This window comes from Azonexus sp. (assembly GCF_041909095.1).
GTDB lineage: Bacteria > Pseudomonadota > Gammaproteobacteria > Burkholderiales > Rhodocyclaceae > Azonexus.
Genome location: NZ_JAYREB010000004.1, coordinates 218,472 through 233,553, shown reverse-complemented (window position 1 = coordinate 233,553; position 15,082 = coordinate 218,472). Strand labels below are relative to the sequence as shown.

The window sequence follows — 15,082 nt, the reverse complement described above, 5'->3', positions numbered from 1 at the left end:
CGAGGCATGCCGGCCGCGAGAAGCCGGGAAAAGGGCTGAAACCGTAAGGAAATCCGCGTTGCGGCGTATGCCCTACTCGCCGGCGATCGTCATCCGGTCGACCAGGATCGAGCCGCTCTGCTTGCTACCGCGCGCCAGCACGTCGTTGCCGACGGCGACGACGCCGGCGAACATGTCGCGCAGGTTGCCGGCGATGGTGATTTCCTCGACCGGGTAGGCGATCTTGCCGTCCTCGACCCAGAAGCCGGCGGCGCCGCGCGAGTAGTCGCCGGTGACGTAGTTGATGCCGTGGCCGAGCACTTCGGTGAGCAGCAGGCCGCGGCCCATTTTCTGCAGCAGGCCGGCGCGGTCGAGGCTGCCGGGTTCGATGATCAGGTTGTGGCTGCCGCCGGCGTTGGCCGTGGTCTGCAGGCCAAGCTTGCGTGCCGTGTAGGCGGAAAGGAAATAGCGTTGCAGGATGCCGGCGCTGACCACGTCGCTGTCGCGCGTCGCCACGCCGTCGCTGTCGAAGCTGGCGCTGGCCAGCCCGCAGGGCAGGTGCGGCCGTTCGACGATATTGACGAAGTCGGGCATCAGTGGCTTGCCGAGGTGATCAAGCAGGAAGGATGCCTTGCGGTAGAGGGCGCCGCCGCTGGCCGCGTGCACCAGGCTGCCGAGCAGGCCGGCGGCAAGCGGCGCTTCGAACAGCACCGGGTAATCGCCGGTTTTCAGCTTGCGCCCGCCAAGCCTGGCCACCGCCCGTTCGGCGGCGATGCGGCCGACGCTTTCCGGGCTTTCCAGGCGCTGGCCGTCGCGGTGCGTGGTGTACCAGTCGTCGCGCTGCATCTGCTCGCGCTCGCCGGCGATCACCGAGGCGGAAATGTAGTGGCGCGAGGTCGGGTAGCCGCCCATGAAGCCGTGGCTGTTGGCGGAAACGAAGTGCGCCTGCTGGGTCGATACCGTCGCCCCTTCCGAGTTGTCGATCAGCGGACTGGCGTCGAAGGCCGCCTGCTCGCAGCGGCGGGCGACCTCGATCGCTTCCTCGACGCTGAGGCGCCACGGGTGGTAGAGATCGAGATCCGGGCAGTCGCGGGCCATCAACGCGGCGTCGGCGAGGCCGGCGCAGTCGTCCTCGGCGGTGAAACGGGCGATCTTGAGCGCCGCTTCGACGGTATCGCGCAGCGCCTGCGCGGAAAAGTCGGAAGTGCTCGCGTAGCCCTTGCGCTGCCCGGCATAGACGGTGACGCCGATGCCCTTGTCGCGGTTGAACTCGATGGTCTCGACCTCGTCGCAGCGCACCGTCACCGACTGCCCGAAGCCTTCCGAGACATCGACTTCGCAGGCGCTGGCGCCGTGCCTGCGGGCATGCTTGAGGACATCCTCGGCGAGTTGCTGAAGGTCGGCGAAGGCGTGGGAAAAAGCGGCGGTCTCGGACATGTGGACGGCGTCCTGGCGGGAAAAGTCGCTATCATAGCAGCCCGCCGTTGCCGTTCCGGATGCTGCCATGCAAGACGATACCTACCCCGAAGACCTCGTTCGCCCCTCGAAAACCAAGCAGAAGGAGGCGATGCACGCGCTGCGCGACCTCGGCGCCGAGCTGGTCGAACTGTCGGTCGGCCAGTTGAAGCGCATCGATTTGCCGGAAACGCTGCTGGCGGCGGTGCGCGATTGCCAGAAGATCACCGCCCACGGCGCCCGCCGCCGCCAGATGCAGTACATCGGCAAGCTGATGCGCGGCGTGGACGAGGAACCGATCCGCGCCGGCCTGGCGCTGTTGCGCGGCGAATCGGCGGCGGAAACGGCGCGCCTGCACCGCCTGGAACGTTTCCGCACGCGCCTGCTGGAAGAGGAAGCGACGCTGACCGAGATCGCCAACCAGTGGCCTGGCGCCGACCTCCAGCAATTGCGCCAGTTGCGCCGCAACGCGCTGAAGGAGCAGGAAGCCGGCAAGCCGCCGAAGAGCTACCGTGCCATCTTCCAGTTCCTCAAGGACCTCGACGCCACCCCGACCGACGCTGCGGAGGCCGAGCATGACGACGCCTGACACCCTGGTGGTCGGCCTGGTTTCGATCAGCGACCGCGCCTCGACCGGCATCTACGAGGACAAGGGCATCCCGGCACTGCAGGAATGGCTGGGCAAGGCGCTGACTACACCGTGGCAGGCCGAAACCCGGCTGATCGCCGACGACCGCCCGGGTATCGAGGCGACGCTAATCGAACTGGTTGATCATTGCGGCTGCCACCTGGTGCTGACCACCGGCGGCACCGGCCCGGCGCCGCGCGACCTCACGCCGGAAGCAACGCTCGCCGTCGCCGACAAGGAAATGCCCGGCTTCGGCGAGGAAATGCGGCGCATCAGCCTGAACTTCGTGCCGACCGCGATCCTCTCGCGCCAGGTGGCGGTGATCCGCAAGCAGGCGCTGATCGTCAATCTGCCCGGACAACCGAAATCGATCCGCGAGACCCTGGAAGGCGTCCGCGCCGCCGACGGCAGCGTCAGTCACGTCGGCATCTTCGCCGCCATTCCCTATTGCATCGACCTGATCGGCGGCCCCTACGCCGAGACCGACCCACAGGTAATCCAGGCCTTCCGCCCGAAATCGGCGCTGCGCCCGCGCTGAAACTCAGCCGGGCAGGACGCGGTAGCGGGCCAGTTCGTAGTCGTTGGTCTGCTCGATGACGAGCAGCGGCTCGAGCAGGTTGCGCCGGTCATTACGCACCAGTTCGAGCGCCTCGCGCGGGTCGAAGGTATAGGGCGGCAGCACGACGCGCAGTTCGCCCGGCGCATTGTTTTCCTCCAGCAGCAGCGCCGGAATGCCACCGACCGCGGCATAACTGGAAATCATCTTCGGCTTCAATTCGACCGCGACCACGGCCCGCGCCAGCGTCTCGATGCCGACCCGCGCCTCGTCCTCGCTCTCCCGGTGATAGCGGCGGACGCAACCGAGCACCCAGTTCTCGCCGCCTTCCGGCTGCAGGGCGAGCAGCGCGCCGACCTTCAGCCACTCGCCGGGAATGCTGTTGACGTAGGCGCCGAAACCGCCGCGGCTGACGTTCTCGACCACCCAGCTCTCGATCTGCAGGCCGGCAGGGCGACCGCCGAAGTCGCCGGAAAAAACCACATAGGCATTGACCAGACCGCTCATCACCGACATCCGGTGCTTGACCCGGTGCCGGTCGTGCCGGCGCTGCGGCGGAATCGGCGCCAGATAGGCCGCCAGATGCCGCAACACCGGAATCAGCGTCTTCGCCGGATACTGGCCGCCGAGCATGATGTCGGCTGGCACATCGCTGCCGCGCTCGAGCAGCTGCAGCAGTTCCGCCATCTCGCGGTGCGCCCGACCGGGACGGAAGAAGCGCAGGGTCGGCGTCGCTTCCGCCGGCATCCGCGCCAGGCGCAGCGGCGGCTGGGCGAGCGCCAGATCGACCCAATAGACGCAGTCGTGCTCGCCCTGCTGCGGAAAATCGAAAGCCATCAGGTAATGCGCGATGAACCGCTCGGCCAGTTCGATTTCCAGCGGCAGCAGGCTGTCCATCGAGGCAGCATGGAAAACCATCGCCTTGCGATACTCGGCAAGCGGCGAGGTGTTGCCGGTCAGCCCCCCGAGATTGCTCAACCGGGTCGCCACGCCACACTCCTCCGCCCGCAGCAAGGCAGCCCCGAGGCGCGCCCAGAGCGTCGGCGGCGTCGGCCCGTAATGAAACTGCTCCCACTTGAGCTGGGCGCGCAGCGCGGCGATCAGCCGCGCACACAGGCCCGGTAACTGATGACGCAAGGCCTCCGGGGTCGGTCCGCCAGCCAGCAGACCGGCCAGGGCCTTTTCGTAAACCTCGGCCAGCTGCCGCCAGAAGCCGGCGTTGATCGCCCACAAGCGGCGCTCCTCGGCCTTCGACAGGCGCACGGTATGCAGGTATTCGCGTGACAGCCGGCGCAGGTGCGCCAGCGCTGCATCCTCCAGCTGGCTGGCGGCAATGAACAGCCGATCGGCGGGGAAGCCTTCGGCAACGGCCAGCGATTCCAGCCAGCCACCGATTTCGTCGAGCGACTTGAAGGCATTGTCGCGCGGCAGTTCGCTGACAATCTGCTGCAATTCGCGCGGGTTGGCCAAGGGATGGCCGTTCTTCCGGTCGAACAAAGCGCCCAGATTTCCCATCTTGTTCAGCACAACGCCTCCTCGTCTGGCCCTGCCGCTCCGCCCCCACGGCTACGGTCGGCCTTCATTCTAATCCGATGCCATGCGGGACGGAAAGCCGGCTGGCACGGTAGAATGACAGCGTTTTTCCCAGAACGATACAAGCTCGCGATGCAGCAATACCTCAACCTGATGCGCCACGTGCTGGAGCATGGCCACGACAAGTCCGACCGCACCGGCACCGGCACCCGTTCAGTCTTTGGCTGGCAGATGCGCTTCGACCTGGCGCAGGGCTTTCCGGCGCTGACCACGAAGAAGCTGCACCTCAAGTCGATCATCCACGAACTGTTGTGGTTCCTGCAGGGCGACACCAACATCGCCTACCTCAAGGAAAACGGCGTCCGCATCTGGGACGAATGGGCCGACGAGAACGGCGACCTTGGCCCGGTCTACGGCAAGCAATGGCGGCGCTGGGAAACCCCGGACGGTCGCCTGGTCGACCAGATCGCGCAACTGGTGCACAGCCTCAAGCACAACCCGGACTCGCGCCGCCACATCGTCTCCGCCTGGAATCCCGGCGACGTCGACAGCATGGCGCTGCCGCCCTGCCACTGCCTGTTCCAGTTCTATGTCGCCGACGGCAAGCTGTCCTGTCAGCTCTACCAGCGCAGCGCCGACATCTTCCTCGGCGTGCCCTTCAACATCGCTTCCTACGCGCTGCTGACGATGATGCTGGCGCAGGTCTGCGGCTACCGCCCGGGCGACTTCGTCCATACCTTCGGCGACGCCCATCTCTACAGCAACCATTTCGACCAGGCCCGCCTGCAGTTGGCACGCGAACCGCGCGCCTTGCCGACGATGTGGATCAACCCCGAGGTACAGGACATCTTCGCCTTCAGGTTTGAGGATTTCCGCCTCGACGGCTACGACCCGCACCCCCACATCGCCGCCCCGGTAGCCGTCTGAGCCATGGGACAACTTACCGACACCGCCGCCTGGCAGGCACTGGCCGGGCACGCCCGGGAGATCGCACCGCGGCACCTGCGCGAGCTGTTTGCTACCGACCCGCAGCGTTTCCAACACCTGTCGCTGACCCACGACCGGCTGCTGGTCGATTTTTCCAAGCAGCGCATCGACCGGACCACGCTGACGCTGCTGCGCACCCTGGCGCAAAGCTGCGACTGGCAGGCGTGGGTGCGCCGGATGCGCGACGGCGAAGCAATCAACCATACCGAAGGCCGCGCCGTCGGCCATTGCCGGCTGCGTGCCGGCACCGCCGCCCCGGCCGAAGTGCGCACTGTGCTCGCGCGCATGGAAGATTTCTGCGAACAGATCCACAACGGCAACTGGCGCGGCTTTTCCGGTGAGCGCATCACCGACGTAGTCAATCTTGGCATCGGCGGTTCCGACCTCGGCCCGAGGATGGCGGCACAGGCGCTCGCCGCACATCGCCTGCCGGATTTGCGCGTGCATTTCGTCGCCAATCTGGACAGCGCCGACCTGGCCAGCGAACTGGTCCGCCTGAACCCGCGCACGACGCTGTTCGTCGTCGCCAGCAAGACCTTCACCACGCTGGAAACGCTGACCAACGCCCGCACCGCGCGCGACTGGCTGCTGCACGCCGCCGGCGACGACAGCGCGGTTGCCCGGCACTTCGTCGCCGCCTCGACCAACCTGGAAGCGACCGCTGCCTTCGGCATCGCCCCGGAAAACGTCTTCCCGTTCGCCGACTGGGTCGGCGGCCGTTTCTCGCTGTGGTCGTCGATCGGCCTGCCGATCGCCCTGGCGGTGGGGTTCCGCAACTTTGCCCAGTTGCTGGCCGGGGCCCACGATCTTGACGAGCACTTCTTCTCGGCACCGGCCGAGGAAAACCTGCCGCTGACCCTGGCGCTGCTCAGCCTGTGGAATAGCAACTTCCTCGCCGCCCACAGCCAGGGCATCTTTCCCTACAGCCACTCGCTGCGCCTGCTGCCCAAGCACCTGCAACAGCTGGAAATGGAAAGCAACGGCAAGCGTGTGGACCGCGACGGCCAGTTCGTCGATTACACGACCAACCCGGTACTCTGGGGCGAGTCCGGAACCAACGGCCAGCACTCCTTTTTCCAGTTGCTGCACCAGGGCAGCGCGCTGGTCGCTTGCGATTTCATCGCCCTCGGCCGTTCCGACTTCCCGCTGCCCGGTCACCACAGCAACCTGCTCGCCAACTGCCTGGCCCAGTCGTCGGCGCTGGCCTTCGGCCAGACCGCGGACGAAGCGCGTGCTGCCGGCATCGACGAAGCCTTGGTCCCCTACCGCAGCTTCCCCGGCAACCAGCCGTCGACCACCATCGTCCTGCCCGAACTGAACCCGTTCACGCTCGGCCAGTTGATCGCCCTTTACGAGCACAAGGTGTTCTGCCTGGGCGTGCTGTGGCGGCTGAATTCCTTCGACCAGTGGGGCGTCGAACTGGGCAAGCAACTGGCCAGCCGGCTGGCACCCAGCCTGCGCGGTGAGCACCCGGACGACAGGCTCGACGCGTCGACCCAGGGGCTGATTACCCACCTGCGCCAGTTCCGGAGCTGAACATGCCCGAAATCATCCTGATCGTCGCCGTCGCTCGCAACCGTGTAATCGGCAAGGACAACCGGCTGCTCTGGAACATTCCCGAGGACATGGCGCATTTCAAGCGCCTGACCGCCGGCCACGCCGTGCTGATGGGACGCAAAACCTGGGAATCGCTGCCCGAGCGCTTCCGCCCCCTGCCCGGCCGGCGCAACATCGTGATCAGCCGGCAGCCGGACTACTCGGCACCGGGTGCCGAACTGGCCCACGCGCTGGCTGACGGCATCGCCCTGGCGGCGGACGCCGAGAAACTGTTCGTCATCGGCGGCGCCGAAATCTACGAGCAGGCGATGGCGCTCGCCGACCGCCTGGAAATCACTGAAGTCGACCTGGCGCCGGACGGCGACGCCTGGTTTCCGGAAATCTCCGCCGCCGACTGGCAGGAATGCGCGCGCAGCACCGGCCCCGGCTGCGCCTTCGTCAGCTACCGGCGGCGCTGAGGCCGCCGGCAAGCGGGATCAGCGCACGCAGTCGACGTAATACTCGCCGTCCTCGCGCTTGACCAGGCCGTGGATGTCGGTCTCGAAGCCGGGGAAGCGGGCGTTGAAGTCGCGCGCGAACTTCAGGTAGCGGACAATGGTGGCGTTGAAACGCTCACCCGGAATCAGTAGCGGAATACCCGGCGGATAGGGCGTCAACAGCACCGAGGTGATGCGGTCTTCGAGCTCGTCGAGGCGGACGCGCTCGATCTCGCGGTGCGCCATGCGCGCCCAGGCGTCGGCCGGACGCATCGCCGGCACCATGTCCGAGAGGTACATCTCGGTGGTCAGGCGGGCGACGTCGTTTTCCTTGTACACCGCGTGAATCTGCTTGCACAGGTCCTTGAGGCCCATGCGCTCGTAGCGCGGGTGCTTCTGCACGAACTCGGGCAGCACCTTCCACAGCGGCTGGTTCTTGTCGTAGTCGTCCTTGAACTGCTGCAGCGCGGTGACCAGCGTGTTCCAGCGGCCCTTGGTGATGCCGATGGTGAACATGATGAAGAAGCTGTAGAGGCCGCACTTCTCGACGATGACGCCGTGCTCGGCGAGGTACTTGGTGACGATCGCCGCCGGAATGCCACGCTCGCCGAAGTCGCCGTCTACGTCGAGGCCCGGGGTAATGATCGTCGCCTTGATCGGGTCAAGCATGTTGAAGCCTTCGGCGAGCTTGCCGAAGCCGTGCCAGCGGTGGCCGGGCTTCAACATCCAGGCGTCGCGCTCCTCGATGCCTTCCTCGGACAGGTCGTCCGGGCCCCAGACCTTGAACCACCAGCCGGTGCCCCACTCCTCGTCAACCTTGCGCATGGCGCGGCGGAAGTCGAGCGCCTCGGCGATCGATTCCTCGACCAGCGCGGTACCGCCCGGCGCTTCCATCATCGCCGCGGCGACGTCGCAGGAGGCGATGATCGAGTACTGCGGCGAGGTCGAGGTATGCATCAGGTAGGCCTCGTTGAAGGCGTCGCGGTCGAGCTGGCGACCCTCGCAGTCCTGGACCAGGATCTGCGACGCCTGGCTCAAACCGGCGAGCAGCTTGTGCGTCGACTGCGTGGCGAAGATCATCGATTCCTTGCAGCGCTGGCGATCGGCACCGATGGCGTGGTAGTCGCCGTAGAAATCGTGGAAGGCGGCGTGCGGCAGCCAAGCTTCGTCGAAATGCAGGGTGTCGATCTTGCCGTCGAGCATCTCCTTGATGTCCTCGACATTGTAGAGCACGCCGTCGTAGGTCGACTGGGTGATGGTCAGCACGCGCGGCTTGGCGGTCTTGTCCTCGATGAAGGGGTTGGCGTCGATTTTCTTCTGGATGTTTTCCCAGGCGAATTCGCTCTTCGGGATTGGCCCGATGATGCCGAAGTTGTTGCGCGTCGGCATCAGGAACACCGGGATCGCGCCGGTCATGATGATCGAGTGCAGGATCGACTTGTGGCAGTTGCGGTCGACAACGACGATGTCGCCCGGCGCCACGGTCGAGTTCCAGACGATCTTGTTCGAGGTCGAGGTGCCGTTGGTGACGAAATACAGGTGGTCGCAGTTGAAGATGCGCGCGGCGTTGCGCTCGGAAGCGGCAACCGGGCCGGTGTGGTCGAGCAGCTGGCCGAGTTCCTCGACCGCGTTGCAGACGTCGGCGCGCAGCATGTTCTCGCCGAAAAACTGGTGGAACATCTGGCCGACCGGCGACTTCAGGAAGGCGACGCCGCCCGAGTGACCGGGACAGTGCCAGGAGTAGGAACCGTCGGCGGCGTAGTGGGTCAGCGCGCGGAAGAAGGGCGGCGGCAGGCTGTCGAGGTAGGCGTGCGCCTCGCGCTTGATGTTGCGGGCGATGAATTCCGGCGTGTCCTCGTGCATGTGGATGAAGCCATGCAGCTCGCGCAGGATGTCGTTCGGGATGTGGCGGCTGGTGCGCGTCTCGCCATGCAGGAAGATCGGGATCTCGGCATTCTTGTGGCGGATTTCGCCGACGAAGGCACGCAGTTCGGCGAGCGTCTCTTCCGGTTCGAGCGCCAGTTCCTCGTCGTCGATCGACAGGATGAAGGCCGATGCCCGGCTCTGCTGCTGGGCGAACGAAGTCAGATCGCCGTAGCTGGTGACGCCCAGCACTTCCAGCCCCTCGCTCTGCAAGGCGTCGGCCAGCGCGCGAATGCCCAGCCCGGAGGCGTTTTCGGAACGGAAGTCTTCATCGATGATGATGACCGGGAAATGGAAGCGCATGGTGTATCCCCAAAAGCGGCGACCCGCCGCAGCGGGTCGAAGAGTAAGCGGTTTACGTTACGGAATGCGGTCAGATCTTGGGCAGGGTGACGCCTTCCTGCCCCTGGTACTTGCCGCCGCGGTCCTTGTACGAGGTTTCGCAGATTTCGTCGGACTCGAAGAACAGCACCTGAGCGCAGCCCTCGCCGGCGTAGATCTTGGCCGGCAGCGGCGTGGTGTTCGAGAATTCGAGCGTGACGTGACCTTCCCATTCCGGCTCGAAGGGCGTCACGTTGACGATGATGCCGCAGCGCGCATAGGTCGATTTGCCGAGGCAGACGGTGAGCACCGAGCGCGGGATGCGGAAGTATTCCATGGTGCGCGCCAGCGCGAAGGAGTTCGGCGGGATGATGCAGACGTCGGATTCGATCTCGACGAAGGACTTCGGATCGAAGTTCTTGGGATCGACGACGGTCGAATTGATGTTGGTGAACACCTTGAATTCGCGCGCACAGCGGATGTCGTAGCCGTAGCTCGAGGTGCCGTAGGAGACGATCTTCTGGCCGTTCGCCTCGCGCACCAGTTCCGGCGCGAACGGCTCGATCATGCCGTGCTCCTGCGCCATGCGGCGTATCCACTTGTCCGATTTGATGGCCATATGGGAATCCTGCGGTCAACCAAAAATAAAGGCGGGATTTTACCCGCCTTTATTCGCTGCAATGTGTAAAAAATCAGGTGTTCTGGACGACGATGTTGGGGAACTTCGACGACATGTCCTTGGCCTTTTCCGCGACCTTGACCGCGACCCGGCGGGCGATGCGGCGGTAGATTTCGGCGGCCGGCGAATCCGGCGCGCCGACCACGGTCGGCTTGCCGCCGTCGGCCATCTGGCGGATGCTCATTTCCAGCGGCAGACTGCCCAGGAATTCGCTGCCGTAGTCCTGGCACATCCGCTCGCCGCCGCCCTCGCCGAAGATGTGCTCGGCGTGACCGCAGTTCGAGCAGACGTGGATGCTCATGTTTTCGACGATGCCAAGGATAGGGATGTTCACCTTCTCGAACATCTTCAGGCCCTTGCGCGCATCGATCAGGGCGATGTCCTGCGGCGTCGTGACGATCACCGCGCCGGTCACCGGCACTTTCTGCGCCAGTGACAGTTGCGTGTCGCCGGTGCCCGGCGGCATGTCGACGATCAGGTAATCAATATCCTGCCAGTGCGTCTCGTTGAGCAACTGGTCGAGCGCCTGACTGACCATCGGCCCGCGCCAGACCATCGGCGTTTCGACATCGACCAGGAAGCCGATCGACATCGCCTGCACGCCGTAGGCCTCGAGCGGCTCCATCGTCTTGCCGTCGGTCGATTCCGGCTGACGTCCGGCCAGCCCCAGCATCTGCGGTTGCGACGGACCGTAGATGTCGGCGTCGAGCAGGCCGACCCGGGCGCCTTCCTGGGCCAGCGCCAGCGCCAGATTCACCGCCGTCGTGCTCTTGCCGACGCCGCCCTTGCCGGACGCGACGGCGATGATGTTGCGCACCCCGGGCAGCAGCTTGACGCCGACCTGGACGGCATGAGCGACGATGTTGCTGGAGACGCGGACGCTGATCCTGCCGGCGCCCGGCAGCGCGGCCAGCGCGCCGACGATCTGCTGGCGGATGATCTCGTGCTGGCTGTTCGCCGGATAACCGAGTTCGATGTCGAAGGCGACCCCGTCGGCGTCAAGGCACAGGTTTTTCAAGCACTTGCCGGCCAGATAGCTTTTTCCGGTATTGGGATCGATGGTTTCGGCCAGGACATTCCTGACCTGCTGCTCGCTAAGGCTCATGGACACTCCACTTGGGCTGGCGTCGGACAATACCCGACTGATTTCGTAGAGTATAGCCCAAAGCCGCGCCGCAAATCAGCCGGAGACAGTATCCAGGCGATAACCCTGGCCATAGACCGAGGTCAGCATCAGGCCGCTTTCGCCGGACAGGCCGAGCTTCTTGCGCAGGCGGCTGGCATGGGTATCGACGGTGCGCGTGTCGACATCGGCTTCGCGCGCCCAGACAGCGGCCAGAAGCTCCTCGCGCGCCAGCACCCGGCCGACGTTTTTCAGGAAGACGGCGGCGAGGTCGAACTCGCGCTGCGTCAGGTCCACTTCCTGGCCGGCCAGGCGGACTCGCCTCCCCTCGGCGTCGAGTTCGATGCTGCCGATGCGCAGCAGATCCGGGTGCTTGGCCCGGCGGCGGCGCAGCAGCGCATCGACGCGGGCGAGGAATTCCATGTAGCGGACCGGCTTCGGCACGTAATCGTCGGCTCCCAGGCGCAGGATGTCGGAGGCGTGCTCTTCTTCGGTGCGCGCGGTGCACACGACGATCGGCACATCCCAGCCATGCTGTTCGCGAATCTTGCCGACCAGCACGTCGCCACCGACATCGGGCAACACCCAGTCCACGACATAGAAATCGAAGCTGCGCGTGGCCAGCACGTCGAGAAAGGACTGCCCGTCGGCAAACACCTCGACCTGGTAGCCCTCGCTTTTCAACAAGGCCTTCAGCACTTCGGCCTGACTGCGACTGTCTTCGATAACGGCAAAGTTCATAACCCCTCCTGGAAAAACGAATTCTGCCCACCCGGCGCCGCCGGATCAACCGATAAATGCATGATTTCACGCGCCCCCGCCCGAGCTTCGACTTGCAGCACAGCAACGGCTTTCGTTCCGGGCGCGGTAGAATCGCGTTTTTGCCCAATTCCCGTCGCCCCATGCCGCGCAAGATCCTCGTCACCTCCGCCCTGCCGTATGCCAACGGCGCCATCCACCTTGGCCACCTGGTCGAGTACATCCAGACCGACATCTGGGTGCGTTTCCAGAAGATGTCCGGCAACGAATGCTGGTACGTCTGCGCCGACGACACGCACGGCACGCCGATCATGCTGCGCGCCGAAAAGGAAGGGATCACCCCGGAACAGCTGATCGCCCGCGTGCACGGCGAGCATTTCCGCGATTTCAGCGGTTTCCTGGTCGGCTTCGACAACTACTACACGACACATTCCGACGAAACCCGCGCCTGCGCCGATGACATCTATCTCAAGCTGAAGGCCGCCGGCCTGATCGAGGTGCGCTCGATCGAGCAGTACTACGACCCGGTCAAGCAGATGTTCCTGCCCGACCGCTTCATCAAGGGCGAGTGCCCGAAGTGCCATGCCAAGGACCAGTACGGCGACAACTGCGAAGTGTGCGGCGCCGCCTACGCGCCGACCGACCTGATCGAGCCGTTCTCGGCCGTCTCCGGCGCCAAGCCGGAACTGCGCCACTCCGACCACTATTTCTTCAAGCTCTCCGACCCGCGCTGCGAGGCTTTCCTGCGCGAGTACACGAGCAGCGGCGTACTGCAGGCGGAAGCCGCCAACAAGATGCAGGAATGGCTGGGCGCCCCCGGCGACAACAAGCTCTCCGACTGGGACATCTCGCGCGACGCCCCTTACTTCGGCTTCGAGATCCCGGACGCACCGGGCAAGTTCTACTACGTCTGGCTCGACGCACCTATCGGCTACATGGGCTCGTTCCGCAACTTCTGCGCCAAACGCGGCCTCGATTTCGACGAATTCTTCCGGAAGGATTCGAGCACCGAGCTCTACCACTTCATCGGCAAGGACATCCTCTACTTCCACGCGCTGTTCTGGCCGGCCGAACTGCAGCACGCCGGCTACCGCACGCCGACCAGGATTTTTGCGCACGGCTTCCTCACCGTCGACGGTGCCAAGATGTCGAAATCGCGCGGCACCTTCATCACTGCCGAGAGCTTCCTCAACAGCGGCATGAACCCGGAGTGGCTGCGCTACTACTTCGCCGCCAAGCTGTCGAACACGATGGAAGACATCGACCTCAGCTTCGACGACTTCGTCGCCCGCGTGAATTCCGACCTGGTCGGCAAGTATGTCAACATCGCCAGCCGTTCAGCCGGCTTCATCGCCAAGCGCTTCAACGGCCAACTGGCGCCGGCCAACGACAGTCTGCCGGCGATCCGTGCGATCCGCGAGGCGGCGCCGCGTATCGCCGAACTGTTCGAAGCCCGCGAATTCAGCAAGGCGATCCGCGAGATCATGGCCCTGACCGACGGCGCCAACCAGTACGTCGACAGCGTCAAGCCCTGGGAACTGGCCAAGCAGGAAGGCAAGGACAGCGAGTTGCACGCCGCCTGCAGCAACGCGCTCAACCTGTTCCGCCTGCTCACCGTGCTGTTGAAGCCGGTGCTGCCGGCTACCGCCGCCAAGGTCGAGGCCTTCATGAACCTGGCGCCGCTGACCTGGGCCGACGCCGGCACCTTGCTCGCCGGCGGCCACGCGATCAACGCCTACAGCCACCTGATGACGCGCGTCGACGCCAAGCAGATCGAGGCGCTGATCGACGCCAACAAGGAGTCGCTGGCGCCGGCCGCCGCCGAAGCACCGGCCAAACCCGCCGCCAAGGCAGCCGAAAAGAAAGAAGCCCCGGCAAGCACTGACGGCCTGTGCAGCATCGACGACTTCATGAAGGTCGACCTGCGCATCGCCAAGATCGTCAATGCCGAACACGTGGACGGCGCCGACAAACTGGTGCGCCTGACGCTGGACATCGGCGAGGAGAAGACGCGCAACGTCTTCGCCGGCATCAAGGCCGCCTACGACCCGGCGCAACTGGTCGGCCGGCTGACCGTGATGGTCGCCAACCTGGCGCCGCGCAAGATGAAGTTCGGCCTCTCCGAAGGCATGGTACTGGCCGCTTCCGACCTCGACGGCAAGACGCCGGGCCTCTATCTGCTGTCGCCCGACAGCGGCGCGCAACCCGGTATGCGGGTCAAGTAAGAGTCAAGTAAGAACAAGAAAAACCCGGGCCGCAACAGCGGCCCAATTCTTTTGCACCGCAGCATTTTCGCCCAACTCTTAAAGCGTTACTTTAAGTTTGGCGGTCAATGGCCACCCCGGCATAGAGGTTTTCGATCTATCCACAAAACCTGTGGATAAGTCTGTTGGTTACTTGCGCGACACACCGCTAAGTGACCGGCCCACAAGGCTTTTCCTTGCCCTGCGCAAAACTTGCGCAAACAGCTAAACCACTGATTCCATACAACTAATTTTCAGACACCCGAATCTGGCAAATTCACCAGCGCCGCCAGAAAACGCAGGGCGAGCATCGCCTGCCGCTGTGCATAACCGGGCTTGACAAAACAGCTTGTCAAGCCTGAATGGCTATTTTTTGTCAGAATGGCGCAATGAACCCCGCCCCGCGCCCCCGCCCCATCCGCCTGGTCGGCTACCTGCTGGTCGACCTCTTCGGTTTCCTCTGCCTCGCCCTCGCTGTCGCCTGGTTTGCCGGTGGCAAGGGCGTGATTCTCGACAGCTTTCCGGGCAGCACGGCGGAAGCGGTGGCCAGCGCCGGCGGCGGACTGGTCCTCATCGTCTGGGCGATCGGTCGCGTGCTGCGCGAACTCGGCCGGCAGGCCCCGCCCCGCCCGGCAGGCGATTAATCGCCGCGCACCGAAGCGCGCAGCCAGTCCGGCAGTTCGCGTTCGCCGGCGTTGTCGATGATGTACTGCCGGACCAGCCGGCGCACCACCTGCGACGGCGTCAAATCCTGAGCGGTGCAAATTTCCTCGAAGATCTGTTTCTTCCTCGGGTCGATCAGCAAGGTCAGGCGAGCGGTACGCTTCTCCATGATTCGTCTCGTGTTATTCCTTCGTCGTGAT

General features: G+C 64.9%; 14 protein-coding genes. 7 read left to right on the top strand and 7 right to left on the bottom strand.

Annotated features, from left to right (window positions below):
• Positions 1-72: 72 nt before the first annotated feature.
• Entirely contained in the window at positions 73-1,416 is a 1,344-nt protein-coding gene (gene pmbA / locus ACE3OV_RS10595) for a metalloprotease PmbA (protein WP_374327038.1), read from the bottom strand.
• A 67-nt stretch (positions 1,417-1,483) separates the two neighbouring features.
• Between pmbA and yjgA the strand changes: the two genes are divergently transcribed.
• Together yjgA and mog are read left to right on the top strand one after the other, a co-directional pair.
• Positions 1,484-2,023, top strand: a complete 540-nt coding sequence (gene yjgA, locus ACE3OV_RS10590; RefSeq protein WP_374327037.1) for a ribosome biogenesis factor YjgA — start codon at positions 1,484-1,486, stop codon at positions 2,021-2,023.
• Entirely contained in the window at positions 2,010-2,600 is a 591-nt protein-coding gene (gene mog / locus ACE3OV_RS10585) for a molybdopterin adenylyltransferase (protein ID WP_374327036.1), read from the top strand. Before yjgA ends, mog begins: the two co-directional genes overlap by 14 nt.
• Before the next feature lie 3 nt (positions 2,601-2,603).
• Here mog and ACE3OV_RS10580 read toward each other — a convergent pair whose 3' ends face one another.
• The gene (locus ACE3OV_RS10580) at positions 2,604-4,145 is read right to left on the bottom strand and encodes a hypothetical protein (RefSeq protein WP_374327034.1); all 1,542 of its coding nucleotides are present in this window, start codon (positions 4,143-4,145) and stop codon (positions 2,604-2,606) included.
• A gap of 138 nt (positions 4,146-4,283) precedes the next feature.
• Here ACE3OV_RS10580 and ACE3OV_RS10575 point away from each other — a divergent pair, with 138 nt between their 5' ends.
• The 3 genes from ACE3OV_RS10575 to ACE3OV_RS10565 are packed head-to-tail and all read left to right on the top strand — an operon-like array spanning position 4,284 to position 7,153.
• On the top strand, positions 4,284-5,078 hold the full coding sequence (locus ACE3OV_RS10575) for a thymidylate synthase (protein ID WP_374327032.1): 795 nt from the start codon (positions 4,284-4,286) through the stop codon (positions 5,076-5,078).
• A 3-nt stretch (positions 5,079-5,081) separates the two neighbouring features.
• Positions 5,082-6,674 carry a glucose-6-phosphate isomerase gene (gene pgi, locus ACE3OV_RS10570; protein WP_374327031.1) on the top strand — a complete coding sequence of 531 codons (1,593 nt, stop codon included), beginning with the start codon at positions 5,082-5,084 and terminating at the stop codon, positions 6,672-6,674.
• Positions 6,675-6,676: 2 nt separating this feature from the next.
• Positions 6,677-7,153, top strand: a complete 477-nt coding sequence (locus ACE3OV_RS10565) for a dihydrofolate reductase (protein WP_374327029.1) — start codon at positions 6,677-6,679, stop codon at positions 7,151-7,153.
• An 18-nt stretch (positions 7,154-7,171) separates the two neighbouring features.
• Here ACE3OV_RS10565 and ACE3OV_RS10560 read toward each other — a convergent pair whose 3' ends face one another.
• The 4 genes from ACE3OV_RS10560 to ACE3OV_RS10545 form a co-directional block, all read right to left on the bottom strand.
• Positions 7,172-9,397 carry an Orn/Lys/Arg decarboxylase N-terminal domain-containing protein gene (locus ACE3OV_RS10560; protein ID WP_374327028.1) on the bottom strand — a complete coding sequence of 742 codons (2,226 nt, stop codon included), beginning with the start codon at positions 9,395-9,397 and terminating at the stop codon, positions 7,172-7,174.
• Positions 9,398-9,467: 70 nt separating this feature from the next.
• A complete protein-coding gene (gene dcd / locus ACE3OV_RS10555; RefSeq protein WP_121456767.1) occupies positions 9,468-10,034 on the bottom strand; it encodes a dCTP deaminase in 567 nt (188 codons plus the stop codon).
• A gap of 73 nt (positions 10,035-10,107) precedes the next feature.
• Positions 10,108-11,199, bottom strand: a complete 1,092-nt coding sequence (apbC, locus tag ACE3OV_RS10550) for an iron-sulfur cluster carrier protein ApbC (RefSeq protein ID WP_374327027.1) — start codon at positions 11,197-11,199, stop codon at positions 10,108-10,110.
• Between the two features lie 75 nt (positions 11,200-11,274).
• Positions 11,275-11,958 (bottom strand): response regulator transcription factor, encoded by a 684-nt coding sequence (locus ACE3OV_RS10545; protein WP_374327026.1) that lies wholly within the window; start codon positions 11,956-11,958, stop codon positions 11,275-11,277.
• 161 nt (positions 11,959-12,119) lie between these two features.
• Here ACE3OV_RS10545 and metG point away from each other — a divergent pair, with 161 nt between their 5' ends.
• Together metG and ACE3OV_RS10535 are read left to right on the top strand one after the other, a co-directional pair.
• Positions 12,120-14,201, top strand: a complete 2,082-nt coding sequence (gene metG, locus ACE3OV_RS10540) for a methionine--tRNA ligase (RefSeq protein WP_374327024.1) — start codon at positions 12,120-12,122, stop codon at positions 14,199-14,201.
• Between the two features lie 407 nt (positions 14,202-14,608).
• Positions 14,609-14,863, top strand: a complete 255-nt coding sequence (locus tag ACE3OV_RS10535) for a hypothetical protein (protein WP_374327023.1) — start codon at positions 14,609-14,611, stop codon at positions 14,861-14,863.
• On the opposite strand, the gene ACE3OV_RS10530 is transcribed toward ACE3OV_RS10535, so the two are convergent.
• Positions 14,860-15,051, bottom strand: coding sequence for a CopG family transcriptional regulator (locus tag ACE3OV_RS10530; RefSeq protein WP_374327022.1), 192 nt, complete (start codon positions 15,049-15,051; stop codon positions 14,860-14,862). The genes ACE3OV_RS10535 and ACE3OV_RS10530 overlap by 4 nt on opposite strands.
• Between the last annotated feature and the right edge of the window lie 31 nt (positions 15,052-15,082).

What these genes read in the sequence shown, in the direction of transcription:
- mog (WP_374327036.1), top strand. Translation starts at nt 2,010, where the DNA reads ATGACGACGCCTGACACCCTGGTGGTCGGCCTGGTTTCGATCAGCGAC.
- yjgA (WP_374327037.1), top strand. Translation starts at nt 1,484, where the DNA reads ATGCAAGACGATACCTACCCCGAAGACCTCGTTCGCCCCTCGAAAACC.
- ACE3OV_RS10565 (WP_374327029.1), top strand. Translation starts at nt 6,677, where the DNA reads ATGCCCGAAATCATCCTGATCGTCGCCGTCGCTCGCAACCGTGTAATC.
- metG (WP_374327024.1), top strand. Translation starts at nt 12,120, where the DNA reads ATGCCGCGCAAGATCCTCGTCACCTCCGCCCTGCCGTATGCCAACGGC.
- ACE3OV_RS10535 (WP_374327023.1), top strand. Translation starts at nt 14,609, where the DNA reads ATGAACCCCGCCCCGCGCCCCCGCCCCATCCGCCTGGTCGGCTACCTG.
- dcd (WP_121456767.1), bottom strand. Translation starts at nt 10,034, where the DNA reads ATGGCCATCAAATCGGACAAGTGGATACGCCGCATGGCGCAGGAGCAC.
- ACE3OV_RS10575 (WP_374327032.1), top strand. Translation starts at nt 4,284, where the DNA reads ATGCAGCAATACCTCAACCTGATGCGCCACGTGCTGGAGCATGGCCAC.
- pgi (WP_374327031.1), top strand. Translation starts at nt 5,082, where the DNA reads ATGGGACAACTTACCGACACCGCCGCCTGGCAGGCACTGGCCGGGCAC.
- pmbA (WP_374327038.1), bottom strand. Translation starts at nt 1,416, where the DNA reads ATGTCCGAGACCGCCGCTTTTTCCCACGCCTTCGCCGACCTTCAGCAA.
- ACE3OV_RS10530 (WP_374327022.1), bottom strand. Translation starts at nt 15,051, where the DNA reads ATGGAGAAGCGTACCGCTCGCCTGACCTTGCTGATCGACCCGAGGAAG.
- ACE3OV_RS10545 (WP_374327026.1), bottom strand. Translation starts at nt 11,958, where the DNA reads ATGAACTTTGCCGTTATCGAAGACAGTCGCAGTCAGGCCGAAGTGCTG.
- ACE3OV_RS10560 (WP_374327028.1), bottom strand. Translation starts at nt 9,397, where the DNA reads ATGCGCTTCCATTTCCCGGTCATCATCATCGATGAAGACTTCCGTTCC.
- apbC (WP_374327027.1), bottom strand. Translation starts at nt 11,199, where the DNA reads ATGAGCCTTAGCGAGCAGCAGGTCAGGAATGTCCTGGCCGAAACCATC.